Source organism: Paenibacillus beijingensis (genome assembly GCF_000961095.1).
In the GTDB taxonomy this organism is placed as follows: Bacteria; Bacillota; Bacilli; order Paenibacillales; family Paenibacillaceae; genus Paenibacillus_O; species Paenibacillus_O beijingensis.
Window position 1 is genome coordinate 1,493,034 of sequence record NZ_CP011058.1, and the last position, 18,847, is coordinate 1,511,880.

Below are 18,847 nucleotides of genomic sequence, written 5' to 3' on the forward strand. Positions count from 1 at the left end.
AGCCCTTCGTAGCAAGGACTTTGTTTGGTGTGAATTGCCAATCAGACCCTATTCTATCATTTTATCATATGCAGAGGCGAAGCCTCTCATCACTACAGGAGCCTATCCCTGCATGCGCGAAGCGACCTATCTCTGCATGAAGCGATGACCCGCCCAAGCCGTGTATAATGAAAGTTAGACAGAGTGTGTTTGAACGAAAGAAAGCCGGAGTGCTGCATCATGTCCATTCAAGACCGGCAAGACGAAACCAATTTAGGAGGAAACAGCCGATGATTTCATTTGATTCGGATTCTATTAGCGCCAACGAAAACTATAAGCTCTTATCGGGTCTCGTCGTTCCGCGTCCGATTGCGTTTGTGACCACGCTCTCCAGTGTGAACGGCGTTGTGAATGCCGCGCCTTTCAGCTTTTTCAACGTCGTCTGCACCGAGCCGCCCCTTCTCTCCATATCGGTCGCACGTAGTGGAGGCGATCATAAGGATACCGCCCGAAATCTGCTTCATAACGGTGAGGGCGTCGTCCATATCGTCGATGAAAACACCGCCTTTGATATGAACCAAACCGCCGCCCGTCTTCGCGCGGACCAAAGCGAACTGGAGCTGACCCGGCTAACGACCGCGGCAAGCAAGCGGGTCAACGTGCCGGGCATTGCCGAGGCGCCCGTCAGGCTGGAGGTTACGCTGCACCGTCATTTGACGATCGAGAACGATCGGGGCGAGATAGTGAATGATTTTTTTCTATTGCGGGTTGTTCATTATGAAATCGATGAGCGAGTATATGATGTGGATCAGGGCTATATTGTGCTGGACAAACTGAAGCCGGTCAGCCGGCTGGCCGGAAACGATTATGCGAAGCTTGGCGAACGATTCGTGCTTGAGCGGCCTTAGAGACGAATGAAGATTCATTTTGGGAGGGACGGTGAAAGACTCTGGATACTGGGGAAGAGTGGAAAAAGGACCGGATCGGAGCGGTGCAGCGCGGAGAAAATCCGATGGTGCTTCGGCGGATGAGGAGCGGTGACACCTTTAAACGATCTGACCTATCGGCAAAGAAGCGAATATTTGCTCGATATGAGTTTGCTGGGAGACGCGATTCAAGACGCATTAAATCCGCGCCGCATCAACTATTCGATCTACGGGAATACAGATACTTTTCTGCATGCCCATGTTTTTCCGAGATATGAGTGGGAGCCGGAGGAGCGCAAAACGATGCCTGTTTGGCAATATCCAAAGACGATGTGGACCCTGCAGCAATATCAATATTCTGAAACCGAAAACGGCGATATGAGAAAGAGAATTTCGGAAAAACTGGATGAACGGATGCAGTCGGCTTATTCGAGCTAAGTAGCGGGCTAAAGCGTGTGCCCTCCCCATGAAAGGGGAGGGCACACGCTTTTTCATTCCCAAATCCGATTTCACATCCGAATATCTGCAGAAGGACATGCGCTGCGCACGGCTTCGGCCAATGCTTCCTGGAATTTGGCGGTTATAGCGCCCGGCTTCCCGTTTCCAATCGGCTGCCCATCAACGGCTATGACAGGCGTCACCTCGGAAATCGTTCCGGAAATAAACACTTCATCCATCTCCAGCAGCTGATCCCGGGTAAAAGCCTGTTCCACACAAGCGATTCCGTGAGCCTCAGCCAGCTGCAGCAGCTTCTGGCGCGTAATACCGTTTAAGATCAGATTGCCCGCCGGATGCGTGTAGCAAATCCCGTCTTTCACGCCGAACACATTGGACGAGCTTCCTTCGGTAACGATGCCGTTCCGGACGAAGATCGCATCATCCGCACCGGCATCGTGCGCCTGCTGACGCACAAGCACATTCGGCAGCAGATTTAACGACTTGATATCCACCCGCAGCCAGCGGATATCATCCACTGTCATGACGCGAATCCCCTTGTTCATTTTGTCCAAAGGCCGGGATGCCGGGTCTGTATAAGCAATCAGCACAGGTTCCGCCTGACCGGGAAACAGATGGTCGCGTTTCGCCGCCCCGCGCGTAAGCTGGACATAAATTTTACCGTCCATCACCTCGTTGACAGCCACCAGCTCATTAAACATAAGCGCCAGCTCCTGCTCATCCCAGGCTAAACGGATTTTTAATTCGTCTGCACTGCGTTTGAAACGATGCAGGTGCTCTTCCATAAGAAAAGGACGGCCCCCATAGACTCGAATGACCTCATAAACACCGTCCCCAAACTGGTATCCGCGGTCTTCAAAAGAGATCAGGCACTGGTCTCGATTCCGCAATTCTCCATTCATAATGACAGATTCCATTAGGATCCCCTCCTCTTCGGCATTTGATGGCAGGACACCTTCGCGCTTTCGATTCTCCTATCCGGTGCAAAAAGCGCGGGTTCTCAATATCTTCGTCAGCAGCTGAACGCCATTTTTTCTACTTTCACATCGGAGAAGCATGCACGCAGTTGACCCGTCCTTTTCCGGTCTGATATTGGCTGCTGTTTCAAACCACTTCTGCATTGATCCTATTTGAGGACACCATCTAAAATTCTACGGCTAGTATAAAATACCTTCCAGGTTACAATTACATCTCTGAAACAGGTTACAATTGTATGGCTGAAATACAAGGCCGTCTGCTTTTTTTGTGGGCAAGGCAAATCGCCCCGATCACACGGCTTGCTTTCGGCAAGCCCGGAGCAGGGACAACGGAGATCCGGTTATGGAAATCCTAACGGACTGGGGAGACGCTATTTGAAGGAAATGAAGCAGTTAAAAAATGTAACGGAACCAGGAGACTCTATTTGCTGAAAAAGATCATATTGAGGCGGTTTATCTGCCACATAACGACTCTGGCATCCGTTACGTTGGAGAAATGAACAATTTTCTGCTAATAACGGCAGTGAGTTCCGTTAGAGTAGGTATAGCCATTGATTGGCCTCAAAAAGGGCCAATCCGTAAGGAAAATCCACACTTCGAAAGCATGCGTGATAACGGATCGGAACCCTGCAGGGGGTACGATCAAATATAATCCGGCCACGGGCCGCGATCGTAAGATCATCCCCGCCGCGCAGCGGCTTTCCTTTTTCCCTCCCCTATATACTCCAGTGGTGCCACTCTTCCTGACTCTTCTCCTGTTTCTCGATCCAGGAGGAGGTTACCCGAATCGCTTCCTGCTGATGAGCAAATGACGAGAACGTGTGGTCGGCCTGAAAAATGATTTCTTTATCGCACTGCCCCTCGCTGCGTGTCCAGAACAGCTTTTGGTATAAAAAGCTGTAATCGGCGGGAATACTATCGTCGCTCGTGCCGTGTACGAGCAGTACGTCGCCGTTAAAGCGGGAAGCCGCTTGAAACGGCTGGTGCTGCTGCAGCGATTCGAAAAAAGCGGGCTGCAGCAAGTAGCCGGCATGATCGGCGCTGCCGGTAATAACGGCGCGGTCGTACTGATCGCGTCCGACGATCCGGACGATATCGTTAAAAGGATAGGCGACGGCGGACCAGAGCACGAGCCGGCTGACGCGCTTGTCTTTGATCGCGGTATGCAGCGCAACCGCGCCGCCAAGGCTGTGGCCGAGGAGGACAACCCGGCTCGGATCGACGCAATCCATGCCGAGCAAATAATCGAGCGCAGTGCGCGTCTGATCGATCATGGAGCTGAAGCCGAGTGCGCCGTAGTCACCGCTGCTCTCCCCACAGCCACCGTAATCGAAGCGGAGGACGAAGCGGCCCTTGGAAGCGATGGCGCGCGCCGTTTTCACGAACAGCCGATCCACGCCGATACGGTTGCCGACGAAGCCGTGGCATATGAGGACAGCGCCCTTCTTTTCTTCGTTGGCGGCGTTGTCCCCGAACGGATAGTGAAGCGTAGCCGTAAGCTCCAAATCCCCGTGCCGCAGTACAAGCTGCCTCTCCAATCCCCGCCCTTCTCCCGTCCGGCTCTGTCCGAAAACCGCTTCGCCCATAACCAATCTCCTCTCAAATCTTTAATATTATAATTCCTACCTGTTTACTTTGTTTTATGAAAGCATCTTACCATCGCCGCCGGCATATGTCAACCTTTGCTCCTCGCCACCTCAAAAAACCGTTCCCGGGCCGGGAACGGCAACATTGTCAAAACGTGCATGATGAGGCGGCTAATGACAGAACCTAACCAAAACGAACGAAAAAAAGGAGCTGATCGATGATGGCGACACTGCTTGATTGGCTTTACCTTCACTGGCTGGCCGTCATTATTATTGCCGGCTTGGCCGGCGCCTCCACCTATGTGCTCGTCAAACGCAAATCGCTTTTTTACAGGGAATGAACGGATTCCCTCAAAAACTTGCTCACTCCGGGGAGTGCCTCAGCGCTCTGGGGAGTTCCTTAACGCTCAGGGGACTGCTTCAACGCACGGGCGACTGCTTCAACGCTCGGGCGACTGCTTCAACGCTCGGGCGACTGCTTCAGCGCTCTGGGGACTGCTTCAGCATTTCTGGGGACTGCTTCAGCGGCAGGCGGAACGTGACGGTAGTGCCCGAACCCGCCTCGCTCTCGAACAGCAGCCGTCCGCCGTGCAGCTCGGCGATTTCCTTGCAGATCGCCAGGCCCAGCCCGCTGCCGGATTGGCCTGAACGCCCTTTATAAAATTTGTCCGTCACTTGGGACAGATCTTCCGGGGCGATCCCGCTGCCGGTATCGGTTACCGTCACGACGGCCTCACCGTCCTCCACCGACGTGTCGACGCGGATGGAGCCGCCTCGGGGCGTAAACTTGAACGCATTGTCGATCAGATTGATCAGCACCTGCTTAATCCGGTTGGCATCGCCTTCAACGATGATCGGCGCCCTGGCCAGCTGGCACGTAAGAGAGACGCCCGTCTCTTCCTGCCGGACCGCAAGCTGGCCGAACGATTCCTTAACCGGCAAGTTCACGTCCAGCTCCATCGTATGCAGCTCCATCCCGGGCGAGGCCAGCTTGGAAAAATCGAGCAGATCCTCCACCAGTCCCGTTAACCGCTCCGTCTCCCGCGAGATGATCGAGAGTCCCGTTTCAATTTCCTCGCGGTCGGATTCGCTGTCGGCAATCGTCTCGCTCCATCCTTTGATGGAAGTCAGAGGCGTGCGCAGCTCGTGGGAGATGGAGGAGATGAAGTCGTTTTTCAATTGCTCGCGCTTCGTCAGCTCCACGGCGAGCGTGTTCAGCGTTTCCGACAGCTGCCCGATTTCATCCCGGCGCCTGGTGGCGACCCGCTTCGTCCAATCTCCGGCGGCCATATGGCGGGCGGTGCGGGTCAGCTCGCGCAGCGGCTTGACAATCAGGTTCGCAAGCCACAGACTCAGCAGCAGAAACATCAAAATAACGACGAGCGCGGTGAGCAGTGTCAGCCGCAGCAGTCGGTGTACCATGGCGTCAACCTGCTCCAGCGAAGCCGTATAGCGGATCAGCGACTCGATGCGCTCGCCGTTTGCAATCGGCACCGTTACCGCGGCAATGCGCTGTCCGGTGATCGGGTCGGTTCCTCTCCAGGAGCCGGTGTTGCCCTCCATCGCTTCCTTCACATCCGGGGTGCTGAGAATTTGATCGTCGGCAAATCCGAACGAGTCGATGATCATTCTCCCGTCCGACTGCAGCAGCTGAAGACGCATCATGCCTTCTTTCATATTTTGCAGCATATAGTTGGCTTTTTCGGTCTGAACCATGTAGTCCAGCTTGCTGCCGTGCAGGTCAAGCGCCGACTCCGACCGCTGCTTAAGCGCGCTTGAGACGCTTCCGTAATAATAGTTCCAGATCAACGTTATAAAAAGCCCGCCGAGCGCAAGCACGATCAGCACGACGAGCAAAAGATAGCTCCAAACGATGCGCGTTTTGAGGCTGCTCATGCTTCCCCCCGCTTCCAGCGGTAACCGAAGCCCCACACCGTCTCCAGGTACCTGGGATCCGACGGGTTGCTCTCCAGCTTTTGCCGGATGCGCCTGATGTTCACGTCGACGACCTTCAAATCGCCCACATAAAAGCGCCCCCATACTTCGGATAAAATAACATCGCGACTCACGCTCTCGCCGCTCCGTTCCATGAGCAGCTTCACAAGCGCCCATTCCGTCGGTGTCAGCTCGATCTCCGCGCCGTTCTTCCACAGCCTCCGCTCTGCCGCCGCGAGCCGGAACGGACCGCTGACGAGATCTTCCGCGCTCTCCGGCACGGCGGACGCCGTCTCATCCGCATGATGCGCACCCGTCCGCTCCGCCGGCTGCGCTGCCGCCGAACGCTGCAGGAGAGGCTCCGCTACGGCTGTCTCGGGATCGAGCGCTTCGGTCCGCATGCGCCGGCTCAGCGATTTGATGCGGGCGATGAGTTCGCCGGGACTGAACGGCTTTTGGATATAATCGTCCGCTCCGAGCTCGAGGCCGCGAATCTTGTCTTCTTCCTGGGCTTTGGCCGTCAGCATAATGATGCCCATCGCCGGGTAGCGGCTCCGAAGCTGTTCGCACACCTCGAGGCCGCTGATGGTCGGCAGCATGACGTCCAGCAGCGCGATCGGAAACGGCCCTTCGTTATCGGCCAGATCGAGCGCTTCTTCCCCTGTTGCCGCTTCAACGGCATCCATTCCGTTGCGCTTCAGATTGATGCGAATAAATCCGCGGATGGATTCTTCGTCTTCCAGAAGCAATATTTTCATGTCCGTCTCCTCCCTCCATCCGGCGTTTACGGCTCCGGCAGCAGCCGGACCGCTGAGGCGATCTGTTCTTCATCGGGCAGCATCGTCCCGAACTGGTCCTTGTCCTGCTGCGTCCAACTGTCGGGCGGCCCCGGCGTGACGATTGCCGCGTAGACGAGTCCGTTGGCAGCCCGTATATATACCGATTGCAGCGACTGATCCTTCCAAGCTTTCTGCACGCTGTCCCACTCATCCTGGGGAACGGCATAAAGCGTCCACATATTCGCGGCAACTCCGGATTTTTCGTTGTAATAGTCGAACGACGCGACTCCGTAAGCCTTCCCATCCGGCCGGGTCATCGCAAACAGTCCCTGCCAGCGGTTCGGAATCTGTACGGAGATTCCGTATTGATCGTTGTTGTATTCGGTGGATACGACCGTGAACGGATCCTGTCCGGCCGCCGGGGATTCGCCTTTGCCGAGCTTCTCGTTCCAGCGCACATATTGCGTCAGAAAAAAAGCGTCGCTTATCGCCGCATCCGTTTGACCCGGCGCTACGACCAGACGCGGCCATTCCAAAATGCCGTCGCCGTTTATATCTCCACTGACAACGCTGCGCGGGTTGTTGCCGCGGGCCGCCTCGTCTTCCGCCGGGTACAGCCGTTTCAGTCCGTTATCCCACTCCACAATAATGCTCAGTCCGGAGTTCGCGCCGACCGACGCGTCGGCGATCAGCCCGTACCGGTCCGGTGTGAGCTTGCCGATGGCGATGCCGGTATACGCATTGACGCTGCCCTCGATCGCCAGCCGCGACGCCAGCTTCAAGCGCCCGCCCGAAAAATGGTATATAACGAGCTGGCTGATGCCGTTCGCATCGCTCTGCACAGCCGCAATCTCCTGCCTGTCGTCTCCGTCCACATCGCCCGCGGCAGCCGCTTGATAAGGAAAGTTGGCGAGAGGCTGCAGCACCTTGGCGCCGCTTTCGTCGCGCAGCCGGTTTTTGTCCATCGTATATAAATAAAGCATGTATTCCCATCCGAAAGCGCTCCGCCTCACGCTGCCGTTGTTGTTGTAGCAGCCGACCAGAATTTCCGGTTGTTTGTCTCCGTCCAAATCGGTTACCTTCACCCATTCGAGTCCATTGAACCGGGAGCCGGCCATTTCTCCCCACGTCGTCCACACACCCTGCTCCTGCTTCAGAATCATCAGCTTGGACAGGCCGGCATAATCCGTATAGGAAACAAGCGCTTCCGGGGCGCCGTCTCCGTCCAAATCGACGGTACGCACCGCCTCTGTCCGGTCGCCGCGGTCCGGAAGCTGCAGCTTGCTGCCGCGGGGCAGCAGCTTGCCGACCGCAGCCGATAACGCGGCTTCGGTCTGATCGACGGCCGGAGCCTGCAGCAGATCGGCCGGTGCCGCGGTGTAGCTGCAGCCCGCTGAAACCAGCAGGCTGATCAAAGCGCTCGCGGCAGCCGCGATGCGCAGCAGCGGGCGCTTGCGGCCGAAGCTGCCGCCGCGGCCGTCCGCCGGCTGGTCCCGTTCATGCAGCAGGGCTGTCGCGATTGCCGGTCTGCGGCGCTTTTGTCCATGCGTTGCCATTTCGCTCTACCTCTCCGTTCTCATTGTTGCTTCCGGCCTTCGCCAATTCCCGTAACCCACTAGACGTTCCCCCGATATCTTCGTTGAAACGGCGCCAAGTGCAGCACGCGCCTATCGCGCGGAAGCATCTGCTCATCACGAGCAATAAACCGCTCAGCGGCTTCTTGAATCCTCTCTTTTTGCTGGGCTGATCGTAGCTGTTAAGCAAAGTTAAACGTAGCTGTTTAAGAGAGTTGATCCCATCTGTTTAAGGATTTGATCATATATGAAGTGACCTATCGTTCGAGTTATGGGAGCTGGTCGTACGTGACGAAGGTGTACCCTTGTTTGCGCAAATCCTGGATGAGAAGCGGCAGCAGCTCCACCGTATGCCGGATTTTGCCGCTTCCGAATGAATGCATCAGAATGACGCTGCCGGGTTTAACCTTGCAATTCACATTGTTCCGCATGACGGTGACGGAAGTACCCGCCCAGTCCCGCGTATCCACATTCCACAGCGCCAGCTCGCGCCCGCTGCTCTTCAGCTCGGCACGGACCTCGGACGAGAGCGCGCCGTATGGGGGGCGCACAAACGTCGGCGTAAAGCCGACCGCCCTTTGTATAAGTATATCGTTATAAGCGATTTCCTGCAGTATTTTCGCCTTGGAAGCTTTCGCCAAATCAATGTGATGGTACGTATGATTGCCGATTAAATGCCCTTCGTCCGCGATGCGCTTCAGCACATCGGGAAACTTCTTCGCTTGCGTGCCGACGACAAAAAAGCTCGCTTTGACTTTGTACCGCTTCAAAATATCGAGTATTTCCGGCGTATACCGGCCATCAGGGCCGTCATCGAACGTTAACGCGACGACCTTCTCGCCTTTCATCACCTTTCCGGTTTCAGCCGCCCCGTCCGTCGGCTTCATCAGCTGCACCGCGGCAGCGGGAGCGGTCACAGAAGCTGGGGCGGGCGCGGCAGCGCCGCCTTTGTTAGCTGCCGCCTGCACGCCGTTGCCATTTGAAGCGGAGCTTTTGCCTGCGGCCGCTTTAAGTGAGGCGGCTCCGCCCGTTCCTGCCGAAGTTTGCTGCTGCAGCGCAGCCGCCGGCTTGAGTTCGGCGCAGCTGCTGCTGCCTGCCAATATCGTCAATGCCGCCGCTCCGGCCAGCAGCCGGCGGCGGTTCTTCATCGTGTTGGTAAAAAGCTTTATTGCCATTTCTATAATTCTCCTATTCCTGCCGAATGGTTCCATCCTATCGGATCAGGATTGTCAGAGAGTTACAGATTAGTTACACCTGCTTACATCATTCGCTTCGTTTCGAGCTTTTGAAGCCCTTGCCGCGCGCTCTGCTACCGGCTGTCACTGCGAGCGGCGGCCGTTTGTCCGGCCCGATTGCACGAAACGTTCGGCTTCCTCCCGGGACGGCAGCTTTCCGGTGCCGCCGACGCCTTGAATCGCAATGGCCGCGCAGGCGCAGGCGAAGCGCAGCAGCTCCTCATCCTTCTTGCCGGCCAAATAGCCGCTTATAAGTCCGGCGTTGAAGCAGTCGCCCGCCCCGGTCGTATCGACCGGCTCTACCGCAAACGACGGGACAGATAATAGAGGCTGGCCCGGGCGGAATAGCGAGGCGCCTTCCGAGCCCCGTTTGACGGCAACGGTGCGGGCATCCGCGGGCAGCTTCTCTCACGCCTCTTCCAGTGTGCGGACGCCGTAAATATGGAGCATCTCCTCTTCGCTCGGGATGAACAGGTCCGTCTCTTCAAGCAAGGCGTCAATCGGATCCCTTTGCCAGCGGCCGCTCACATCCCAGCCCGTATCGAAGGAAGTGCTGACTCCGCGGCTGCGCACGGATTGAAACAGCGGCTTCCAGTGCTCCCTCATGCCGTCCTGCAAAAAGTAGGAGCCGAAATGGACATGAGCCGCCTGCGCAAGCAGCGTCTGCGGAATATCCCCCCGAGCGAGCATCGGGATGCTGCCCGGATACGTCATCAGCCCTCTGTCCTCCGGCGTTGAAAACGACAGCGTAACGCCGGTCTTGATGTCCGGATCCGCTTTTACCGCTTCCGTATTAACGCCGAGGAGGAGCCGAGCACGATGTCCAGCGAGTCAATCAGCTTCTCCTTGTTCCATTCAGGCAGCAAATCCGTTCCTCTCAGAATCATATCAACGTTCAGCTCTCCCAAAATGACAACCGTCATATCCGTCCTCTCGCTCCTTTCCAGATCTCTCCGGATCTCTCCGGATCTCTCCGGTTTCTCCGGTATATCGTCTACCGGCAGCAATGCCGGCAATGTCAGAACTATTGCTTATCTCTCCATTGTAGCCCGTTTGTCCGCCGCTTGTCGATTCCTGTCGCCATGTTAAGGCGGATTTGGCGATCGATTGCCGAACGGCATGCGGCAGCGGTCCGTTCTTGTGCTACAATAGTTGTGAGAATAAGGCGGCTGTTCGATCGCAAGGAGGCGCGCGTTTTGTCCCAACCGAATGTCAAAGGCAGCATGATGAAGCTGATCGTGCTCGGGATGCTGCATGAGCGGGATATGCATCCCTATGAAATATCGCTTGTCATGAAAGACCGCAATATGACGCATTACACGAAGCTGCAGATCGGCTCGCTTTACTATGCGATCGACCAGATGGCCAAAGACGGGGAAATCGAGGTTGTCGAAGTGATCCGCAGCAAAAACCGGCCGGACAAAACCGTCTACCGGATTACCGATCAAGGCCGGGCGATGTTTCAGCAGCTGCTGCTGGGCAAGTTCAAAGAGATCGAACCGATCTACCATCCGATGTACGGCGCGCTCAGCTTCGCCAAATACGGCGACGCGGAAGAGCTGGCGGCCATTTTGGAGCAGCGCATTTACGAAATGAGGCATCAGGTCAATTTTTACTACACGCTGTATGAAGATCACCGCGGCACGGTTCCCCTCGGCGGGCTGCATCTGATGATCGGGCTTTACGAGCATGCCAAAACCGAACTGAACTGGCTGCAGCGGCTGCATGCGGATGTGAAAAATAACCGGCTCGGGGAACTCGGGTCGCTCGATCTGGGCGAGGAAGAGTGAGGGGCAACGTGTGAACAATGGCGTAAAAAAAGAGGTCCCGCTCCGCGCTTGATCACGTGCACGGGTCGGGACCTTTTTTCATTCATGGTTCTTCGCTTCGTATGCCTACTCCTCACTACCGGGTCGCAAGTGCGAGCTGCAGCTCCTGTTCCATCATTTGAAGAGCCTCGGAGACTGTCGTCTTGTCCGCCAAAATATCGGGGATATACGTTTGTGAAACTTCATCCATTTTGGCAATAACCGGCCTCGGAAGCTCTCTTAGTTTATTGGTCATTTGGTTATTGACGCGCTCTAATTTGTAGAAGGAGCCCAGCATGTCGTCCTCATTCCCGGCAGATTGCCTTGCGGGCAGTTCGTCCGGATTCACCCGCGGGAGCATTCTTGCGTAATCCGCGCCGCACACATAGTTTATGAATTCCCAGGCGCCTTCAGGTTCTTTAGCATGCAAAGGGATTGATAAAACCTCGTTCAATGCGATGTTGTTTCCCATGTCCGGATGTTCGTTGCTAATGGGGAACGATACGATCCCCCAATCTAAATCGGGATAACGCTGTTTATTCGTTAGTAAGGTCCGGTACAACGATGAGTCATCGATCGCCATTGCGATATTGCCGCCCAAAAAAGGATGATTTCTCTTTTGCATCACTTCGATGCTCGTCGTTTGCGATGTATCTGCATGGCTGCCGTCAAAACACGCCTGAGCTTTAAAACATTCGGTCACGTTTTGGAACACGCCTTCCCAAGCTTTTGTACTTAACGTAAATTTTTGAGCATTGTACAAAGACAATCCGCTGCTATCCCCGATTCGGAGCGCCATCAGGAAGGGATTCGACGAATTCGGATGGTAAAACCCGATCTGTGGCGTATCGCTGCCGGCCTTGTTCGGAAATCTCTGCGCTACCGCAAATACGTCATCCCAGGTCATCAAATCGGTCGGGAAGGGAATGTTGTTCGTTTCAAAAAGCTTTTTGTTGTAGTATAATGCCGATCCGACAAACGTAGGCGCCAATCCGTAAAGATGCCCCTGCTCATCCTTCATTTGATCAAGAACCCCGGGAGTATAGCCGGTAAGATCAAATTTGTCTTTTTTAATCCAATCGGTGAAAGAAGCCAGCCTGCCCTGTTCTTTGAGTACCGCAAATAAATCCATTTGGAGTGACAACAGATCCGGATTTTCCTTTGTGACAAGACTTTCGACCACTTGATTTATATCTTCCCCCGGCTTTAAATGCTCCATCACCGAGATTACGTTAAGATCATAGTTCGGATGTGTCGCCAGAAACAAGTTGCCGTATTTTTGATTAAACGTTTGTTCGTTCCAGGTGAGCACCGATAACGTTACCGTTTCCTTTGGCTCTTGAGGCTGCTTCGTGCAACTTGTTAGAACGAATACCACTGAAAAAATGAACAGCATGACCCTTTTTTCCATTCGTCTCCCTACCCCGCCTATCATTGAAATATGCCCCCCAGATCTCTCCCTGATAATCACTAGAAGATCCAAATTTTCCCTCGGTATTGAATTCGACAAAATGGCCTATAACCCTTTTGATTGGAAAACTCCTATCGGGGAAATTCGAATATGAGCGACCGCGTTTAGAGGTGGTTTTTGTCGCCAATGGGAGAAGTACACTACGCTGATGCGCTAAGAAAAGCTTCGATTCGAAGCCCTTTCCACGATGAATGGCCCTGCGAAAAAAGCAGCTTTTCATGACGAACAGAATCATGACGAGCTGTATCATGACGAGCTGTATCATGCCGAACAGAAAGTCCATGCGCTATTTAACGTCCCCTGGCTCAAAAAAGAACGGGGGAGTACCTACTGGAGAGCACTTGAAGCTCTTGGAGCACTTGAAGCTCTTGAAGCTCTTGAAGCTCTTGAAGCTCTTGGAGCACTTGAAGGACTTGAAGGACTTGAAGGACTTGAAGCTCTTGTAGCTCTTGTAGCTCTTGAAGCTCTTGAAGCTCTTGAAGCTCTTGAAGCTCTTGAAGCTCTTGAAAGACTTGTACCGCCCTTTTTGTTGGGCAAGCCACATAGGAGCAAACCTTGGGGTCGTCCGCGCGTACGAGCCTTTCAAAACCTGCATATGTGCAGGCTTTATCGATCGAAATCGCTTATCGTGAGAAAAGCCTGCAATTGCGCAGGTATTCCAAGCTGTTAATGCCTGAACGTGCGCTTGGGCCGAAAAAAAATGTATTTTAGCAGGAATTTTCACGAGGTGGATAAATAGGCAAGAAAAAAGATGTACGATCGCAGGTTTTCAAAAATTGCTGATCGTACTGTGCTGCGCGACATAGCTGACTTTCGCTCGGGCAGCAGCAGAGTGCCGGAACGTATGGCTCCGGCGGCAGCAGAAAGCCGAATCGTACGCGCTCGGTGTGCTGCGAGTTGCACCGCCATTCGTGCCGGCAGTGTGCACGAGCTGCACTCGTGAGGCGGAAGACCCGCTCCCGCCCCGAAAATTGATAAATTCGTTAATCTTTATAAAAAAAAGACCGCGTTCAGGATCGCTCCTGAAACGCGGTCTGCTATCTTCAAACAATCGGGAGAGGATCAATTGTCCTTTCCCTCCCTAAATCAAAATCCAACAAGCCGGCACCGGTTCGGGACCGGGACTTCGCGCAGTTCCCCGTGCCAGGTGCGACGGCGCGTGAGGGCTGCCAACCTCATGCCCTAGCTAGCCGTAAAGGATGTTAGCCTTGCAGCGCCTTGGCGGCGATGTCGGTGCGGTTGTGCATTCCCTCAAAGGAGATGACGCCGACCGCTTCGTACGCGCGGGCGCGCGCCTCCGCGATGTCACGTCCGCGTCCGACGACGCCGAGCACGCGGCCGCCGCTGGTGACGACCTTCCCGTCCTTCTCCGCCGTTCCGGCGTGGAAAACGAGCGCTCCCTGCTCTTTCGCGCGCTCGAGTCCTTCAATGACGCGCCCTTTCGGGTAGGAACCCGGGTAACCTTCGGAGGCGACGATGACGCAGACGGCCGCTTCGTCTTTCCAGCGGATGTCCAGCTGTCCGAGGCAGCCGTTCAGCGCCGCCAAAATAATATCGACCAGGTCCGTTTCCAGACGCGGCAGCACGACCTGGGTTTCCGGATCGCCCATGCGCGCGTTGAACTCGATCGTCTTCGGGCCGTCCTTCGTAATCATCAGGCCGGCGAACAATACGCCGCGGAACGGACGCCCTTCGCTGACCATCGCGCTTGCCGTCGGCTTGATGATGTTTTCGATCGCGTCATCGACGATCGACTGCGGAATATGCGGCAGCGGCGTGTAAGTGCCCATGCCGCCGGTGTTCGGCCCTTTGTCGCCGTCGAATACCGGCTTATGGTCCTGCGCCGGAACCATCGCCCGCACCGTTTCGCCGTCGACGAACGCGAGGATGGACATTTCCTGTCCTTCCAAAAACTCCTCGATGACAACCTGGTCGCCGGAGCTGCCAAACACTTTGCCGACCATCATGTCGCGCAGCGCCGCTTCAGCCTCTTCCATCGAGTAAGCGACCGTGACGCCTTTGCCCGCCGCCAGACCGTCGGCCTTGACGACGACCGGCACGCTTTGCGCGCGCAAATATTCGAGCGCCGGCTCGAATTCCGTAAACGTCTCGTATTTCGCCGTCGGAATGTTATATTTGCGCAGCAGATTTTTCATAAATATTTTGCTGCCTTCGATTTCCGCCGCGTTTTTGCGCGGGCCGAACGTCGGGATGTTCTCCGCTTCGAACGCATCGACGATGCCGTCCGCCAGCGGATCGTCGGGACCGACGACGACGAGATCGATCGAGGCGTCCTTCGCGAACTGGATCAGCTCGCTGAATTGATTGACCGCGATCGGCACGCATTCCGCCAGCTCGGCGATGCCGGCATTGCCCGGCGCGCAGTAAATTTCCTTCACTTTGTCGCTTTTCGCAAGCGACCAGACGATGGCGTGCTCGCGCCCGCCGCCGCCGATAACGAGAATTCTCACACTGTATTCCTCCTAAGCATAAGCCCGGCTTCGCGGACGATTAGTGTTTGAAATGGCGGACGCCCGTAAACACCATCGCGATGTTGTTGGCGTTTGCGACCGCAATCGACTCTTCGTCCCGTACCGAGCCGCCCGGCTGAATGACGGCCGTAATGCCGGCTTTCGCCGCCAGCTCCAGCGTGTCGCCCATCGGGAAAAACGCGTCGGATGCCAGCACGGAGCCCTGCGACTTCTCGCCCGCCTGCTCGATCGCGATGCGGGCCGCGCCGACGCGGTTCATTTGGCCGGCGCCGACGCCGATCGTCATGTCGTCTTTGGCCAGCAAAATCGCGTTCGATTTCACATGCTTGACCACTTTCCAGCCGAACAGCAGCTGCTTCAGCTCCTCATCGGTCGGCTTGCGATTCGTGACCACCTTCAGGTCGTCTGCGGAAATCGTGTGCACGTCGCTCTCCTGCACGAGCATGCCGCCATCCACGGACGTTACGAGCCATTCCGGCTTGCGCTCGGCGGCGGAAGTAAACTCTCCCAGCTTCAGCAAACGGATATTTTTTTTGCGGGTTAGAATCTCAAGCGCTTCCGGCGCAAAGTCCGGCGCGATGATGATCTCAAGGAAAATTTCGCTCAGAAGCGCCGCCGTCGCCGCGTCGATTGTGCGGTTGGCCGCCACGATGCCGCCGAAGATGGACGTCGGATCGGCCGCGTACGCCTTTTGGTAGGCTTCATGAATATTCGTTCCGATGCCGACGCCGCAAGGGTTCATATGCTTCACGGCCACGACGGCCGGCTCGTCGAACTCCTTCAGAACGGCGAGCGCCGCGTTGGCGTCGTTGATGTTGTTGTAGGAAAGCTCCTTGCCGTGCAGCTGCTCGGCAGTCGTAATGTTGCCGCTGGCCGCGAGCGGCTTGCGGTAGAACGCCGCCTTCTGGTGCGGGTTTTCCCCATAGCGCAAATCCTGCACTTTTTCGTACGTTACGGTGTAGCGCTCCGGCAGTGGCTCGCCGACCTGCTTGGAGAGGTAATCGGAGATGAGCGCGTCGTAGGAGCCGGTGTGGCGGAATACTTTGGCTGCAAGCCGTTTGCGCGTTTCCAGCGTCGTGTCGCCCTGCGCCTTGATTTCGTCCAGCACGGCGCCGTAATCGGCCGCATCGACGACAACCGTTACGAACGCGTGGTTTTTCGCTGCGGAACGGAGCATCGTCGGCCCGCCGATGTCGATGTTTTCGATCGCGTCTTCATACGTGACGTCCGGCTTCGCAATCGTCTGCGCGAACGGATACAGGTTGACAACGACAAGGTCGATATAGTCGAGTCCGAGCTCCTTCATCGCCTTCTGGTGCTCTTCATCGTCGCGCACCGCAAGCAGGCCGCTATGTACGGCGGGATGCAGCGTTTTGACGCGTCCGTCGAGAATTTCCGGGAAGCCCGTTACGTCCGAGATGCCGGTAACCGGAACGCCTTCCTTCTCGAGCAGGCTGAACGTGCCCCCCGTCGAAATGATTTGTACGCCTTGCTCCGCCAGCTGGCGGGAAAACTCAACGATGCCCGTTTTATCCGAAACGCTGATTAACGCTCTGCGAATTGTCATGCTTGATCTCCCTTCGAAAATGTTGGCGGGTAGCGGGGCGCTGCGCGGACAGGCTTGATCTTCCGATCGCTCTTGCAGCCGGATTTTTTCCAATTTATTTGAAAAGGGTAAAAATCCGCCTACAAATGCGACCGCTGGCGCTTCTACAGATTCAAACCTGCCCGCTCCGCTCCAATCCCGGCGTAGTTAAACAGTACTTTAAGAGCAAACGATTAAAGTCAATTATGTTTCTTTCATCAGATCCGTAAGGCAAGCGAACCTCTCGCGCAGCCAATCCTGCCTGTCTTCCCAAGAAAAAGTACAGCGCAGCGGCTGACTTGTGACTGGAGAAGCGGCAGCGGCCACTTTTTCTACCTCTCCCGGATCGTGACGCGGCGGCCGCCAAGCGCGACGCGCCCTTCGGCGATCATCTGCACGACCCATGGGAAAAGCGCCTGCTCGGCCGCATGAATGCGCTCGGCCAGGCTCGCCTCGTCGTCGCTGTCTGCGATCTCGACGGCACGCTGCGCGATGATCGGGCCGCTGTCCATGCCGCCGTCCACGAAGTGCACGGTGACACCCGTCAGCTTCACGCCGTATTCAAGCGCCTGACGGATGCCGTTCACGCCGGGAAATGCCGGCAGCAGCGACGGATGGATGTTGATCATCCGCCCGTAAAACGGCTCCACCAGCACCGGCGTCAAAATCCGCATATAGCCGGCCAGCACGATCAGGTCGATGCCGCGGCGGATAAGCTCCGCCAATATTTCTTCTTCATACTGCTCTCGCGAAGCGTACTCCTTCGGCTTGAACAGCCACGTGTCGATGCCGGCGCGGCGGGCCCGCTCCACGACGGGCGCCGCCGCCTTGTCACAAACAAGAAGCTCGATGGAACCATCGAGCTTCCCTGCAAGTGCCGCGTCCGCCAGCGCCTGGAAATTGCTTCCCTGGCCGGAGGCGAAGACGGCAATGCGCAGCTTCGCCATTAGACCTCAGCTCCCGTGAACGTAACGATGCGGCTTCCCTCCGTGACGGTGCCGATCCGGTACGCTTCTTCGCCAAGCTCCTTCGCCGCCGCCAGCGCCGCTTCCGCCTGATCGGCCGGCACGACCGCGATCAGGCCAATGCCCATGTTGAACGTCGTGAACATGTCGCGGTTCGTAACCGCGCCCTTCATCTGCATCAGCTTGAACACGGGCTGAATCGGCCACGAACCGTATTCGATCTCCACGTTCACGCCTTCGGGCAGGACGCGCGGAATATTTTCGATAAAGCCACCGCCGGTAATATGCGCCATTCCTTTAACCTGTACGCGTTTGATAAGCTCCAAAGCCGCTTTGACATAAATCTTCGTCGGCTCCAGCAGCACATCGCCAAGCTTCGCGCCGGAGAGCTCCGGCAGCGTATCCTGCAGGCTGTAGCCCGCGTTGTCAAGCAGCAGCCGGCGCACAAGCGAGAAGCCGTTGCTGTGGATGCCGCTCGAAGCAAAACCGATGACGGCGTCGCCAGGAGCGATCGTGCTGCCGTCGATAATTTTTTTCTTGTCGACGATGCCCACCGTGAAGCCCGCGATGTCGTATTCGTCCGCTTGGTACATGCCCGGCATTTCCGCCGTTTCGCCGCCGATCAGAGCGCAGCCGGACTGCACGCAGCCGTCGGAAATTCCTTTGACGACCGCCTCGATTTTTTCCGGCTCAACCTTGCCGCAGGCGAGGTAATCGAGGAAAAACAGCGGCTCCGCACCTTGCACGACGATGTCGTTCACGCACATGGCCACCGCATCGATGCCAATGGTGTCGTGCTTGTCCATGGCGAACGCAATTTTCAGCTTCGTACCGACGCCGTCGGTGCCGGAGACGAGCACCGGCTCCTCGTACTTGTCCTTGTTCAGCCCGAACAGCGCGCCGAAGCCGCCCAAGTCCGTCAGCACTTCCGGACGGAACGTTCTTTTCACATGCTTCTTCATTCGTTCGACGGCTTCATTGCCCGCAGCAATATCGACACCGGCTTGCTTGTACGCTTCTGCCACTCTTGTTCAACACTCCTTCGTTGCCACGCAACGTTAATTTCGTTATTGCACGCC

Annotated in this window: 17 protein-coding genes and 1 pseudogene; 5 read left to right on the forward strand and 13 right to left on the reverse strand. The window is 56.2% G+C overall.

Annotated elements, in window-relative coordinates; all coding sequences use genetic code 11:
• Positions 1-269: 269 nt before the first annotated feature.
• On the forward strand, positions 270-887 hold the full coding sequence (locus tag VN24_RS06760; protein WP_045669767.1) for a flavin reductase family protein: 618 nt from the start codon (positions 270-272) through the stop codon (positions 885-887).
• Between the two features lie 129 nt (positions 888-1,016).
• Positions 1,017-1,343: an HIT family protein gene (locus tag VN24_RS06765; protein ID WP_052702828.1), complete on the forward strand. Its 327-nt coding sequence runs from the start codon at positions 1,017-1,019 to the stop codon at positions 1,341-1,343.
• Between the two features lie 71 nt (positions 1,344-1,414).
• On the opposite strand, the gene dat is transcribed toward VN24_RS06765, so the two are convergent.
• Together dat and VN24_RS06775 are read right to left on the reverse strand one after the other, a co-directional pair.
• Positions 1,415-2,278 (reverse strand): D-amino-acid transaminase, encoded by an 864-nt coding sequence (dat, locus tag VN24_RS06770; RefSeq protein ID WP_045669768.1) that lies wholly within the window; start codon positions 2,276-2,278, stop codon positions 1,415-1,417.
• A 776-nt stretch (positions 2,279-3,054) separates the two neighbouring features.
• Positions 3,055-3,876, reverse strand: coding sequence for an alpha/beta hydrolase family protein (locus VN24_RS06775; protein ID WP_045673055.1), 822 nt, complete (start codon positions 3,874-3,876; stop codon positions 3,055-3,057).
• 266 nt (positions 3,877-4,142) lie between these two features.
• On the opposite strand from VN24_RS06775, the gene VN24_RS28415 reads away from it, so the two are divergent.
• Positions 4,143-4,265, forward strand: coding sequence for a hypothetical protein (locus VN24_RS28415; RefSeq protein WP_274520421.1), 123 nt, complete (start codon positions 4,143-4,145; stop codon positions 4,263-4,265).
• 139 nt (positions 4,266-4,404) lie between these two features.
• Here VN24_RS28415 and VN24_RS06780 read toward each other — a convergent pair whose 3' ends face one another.
• From VN24_RS06780 to VN24_RS28085, 6 genes and pseudogenes are all read right to left on the reverse strand, one after another.
• A complete protein-coding gene (locus VN24_RS06780) occupies positions 4,405-5,820 on the reverse strand; it encodes a sensor histidine kinase (protein ID WP_045669769.1) in 1,416 nt (471 codons plus the stop codon).
• Complete coding sequence (locus tag VN24_RS06785; protein WP_045669770.1) at positions 5,817-6,617, reverse strand: response regulator transcription factor; 801 nt, start codon at positions 6,615-6,617, stop codon at positions 5,817-5,819. Before VN24_RS06785 ends, VN24_RS06780 begins: the two co-directional genes overlap by 4 nt.
• Positions 6,618-6,643: 26 nt before the next feature.
• The gene (locus VN24_RS06790; RefSeq protein ID WP_045669771.1) at positions 6,644-8,194 is read right to left on the reverse strand and encodes an FG-GAP repeat domain-containing protein; all 1,551 of its coding nucleotides are present in this window, start codon (positions 8,192-8,194) and stop codon (positions 6,644-6,646) included.
• 287 nt (positions 8,195-8,481) lie between these two features.
• Positions 8,482-9,387, reverse strand: coding sequence for a polysaccharide deacetylase family protein (locus VN24_RS26210; protein ID WP_052702829.1), 906 nt, complete (start codon positions 9,385-9,387; stop codon positions 8,482-8,484).
• Positions 9,388-9,531: 144 nt separating this feature from the next.
• Positions 9,532-10,212 (reverse strand): annotated as a pseudogene (locus VN24_RS06800) (carbohydrate kinase family protein).
• A 14-nt stretch (positions 10,213-10,226) separates the two neighbouring features.
• Entirely contained in the window at positions 10,227-10,370 is a 144-nt protein-coding gene (locus tag VN24_RS28085; protein WP_238590849.1) for a hypothetical protein, read from the reverse strand.
• Between the two features lie 273 nt (positions 10,371-10,643).
• Here VN24_RS28085 and VN24_RS06805 point away from each other — a divergent pair, with 273 nt between their 5' ends.
• A complete protein-coding gene (locus VN24_RS06805; protein WP_238590850.1) occupies positions 10,644-11,237 on the forward strand; it encodes a PadR family transcriptional regulator in 594 nt (197 codons plus the stop codon).
• A 115-nt stretch (positions 11,238-11,352) separates the two neighbouring features.
• Here the strand turns inward: VN24_RS06805 and VN24_RS06810 are convergent, their stop codons facing one another.
• Entirely contained in the window at positions 11,353-12,666 is a 1,314-nt protein-coding gene (locus VN24_RS06810; RefSeq protein ID WP_158453660.1) for an ABC transporter substrate-binding protein, read from the reverse strand.
• A 247-nt stretch (positions 12,667-12,913) separates the two neighbouring features.
• On the opposite strand from VN24_RS06810, the gene VN24_RS27660 reads away from it, so the two are divergent.
• Positions 12,914-13,396: a hypothetical protein gene (locus VN24_RS27660; protein WP_158453661.1), complete on the forward strand. Its 483-nt coding sequence runs from the start codon at positions 12,914-12,916 to the stop codon at positions 13,394-13,396.
• A gap of 532 nt (positions 13,397-13,928) precedes the next feature.
• Here the strand turns inward: VN24_RS27660 and purD are convergent.
• From purD to purM, 4 genes are all read right to left on the reverse strand, one after another.
• A complete protein-coding gene (gene purD / locus VN24_RS06825) occupies positions 13,929-15,197 on the reverse strand; it encodes a phosphoribosylamine--glycine ligase (protein ID WP_045669775.1) in 1,269 nt (422 codons plus the stop codon).
• Between the two features lie 40 nt (positions 15,198-15,237).
• On the reverse strand, positions 15,238-16,785 hold the full coding sequence (gene purH, locus VN24_RS06830; RefSeq protein ID WP_045673058.1) for a bifunctional phosphoribosylaminoimidazolecarboxamide formyltransferase/IMP cyclohydrolase: 1,548 nt from the start codon (positions 16,783-16,785) through the stop codon (positions 15,238-15,240).
• A gap of 350 nt (positions 16,786-17,135) precedes the next feature.
• Entirely contained in the window at positions 17,136-17,750 is a 615-nt protein-coding gene (gene purN, locus VN24_RS06835; RefSeq protein WP_045669776.1) for a phosphoribosylglycinamide formyltransferase, read from the reverse strand.
• Positions 17,750-18,793, reverse strand: coding sequence for a phosphoribosylformylglycinamidine cyclo-ligase (purM, locus tag VN24_RS06840; RefSeq protein WP_045669777.1), 1,044 nt, complete (start codon positions 18,791-18,793; stop codon positions 17,750-17,752). Before purM ends, purN begins: the two co-directional genes overlap by 1 nt.
• Positions 18,794-18,847: the final 54 nt, after the last annotated feature.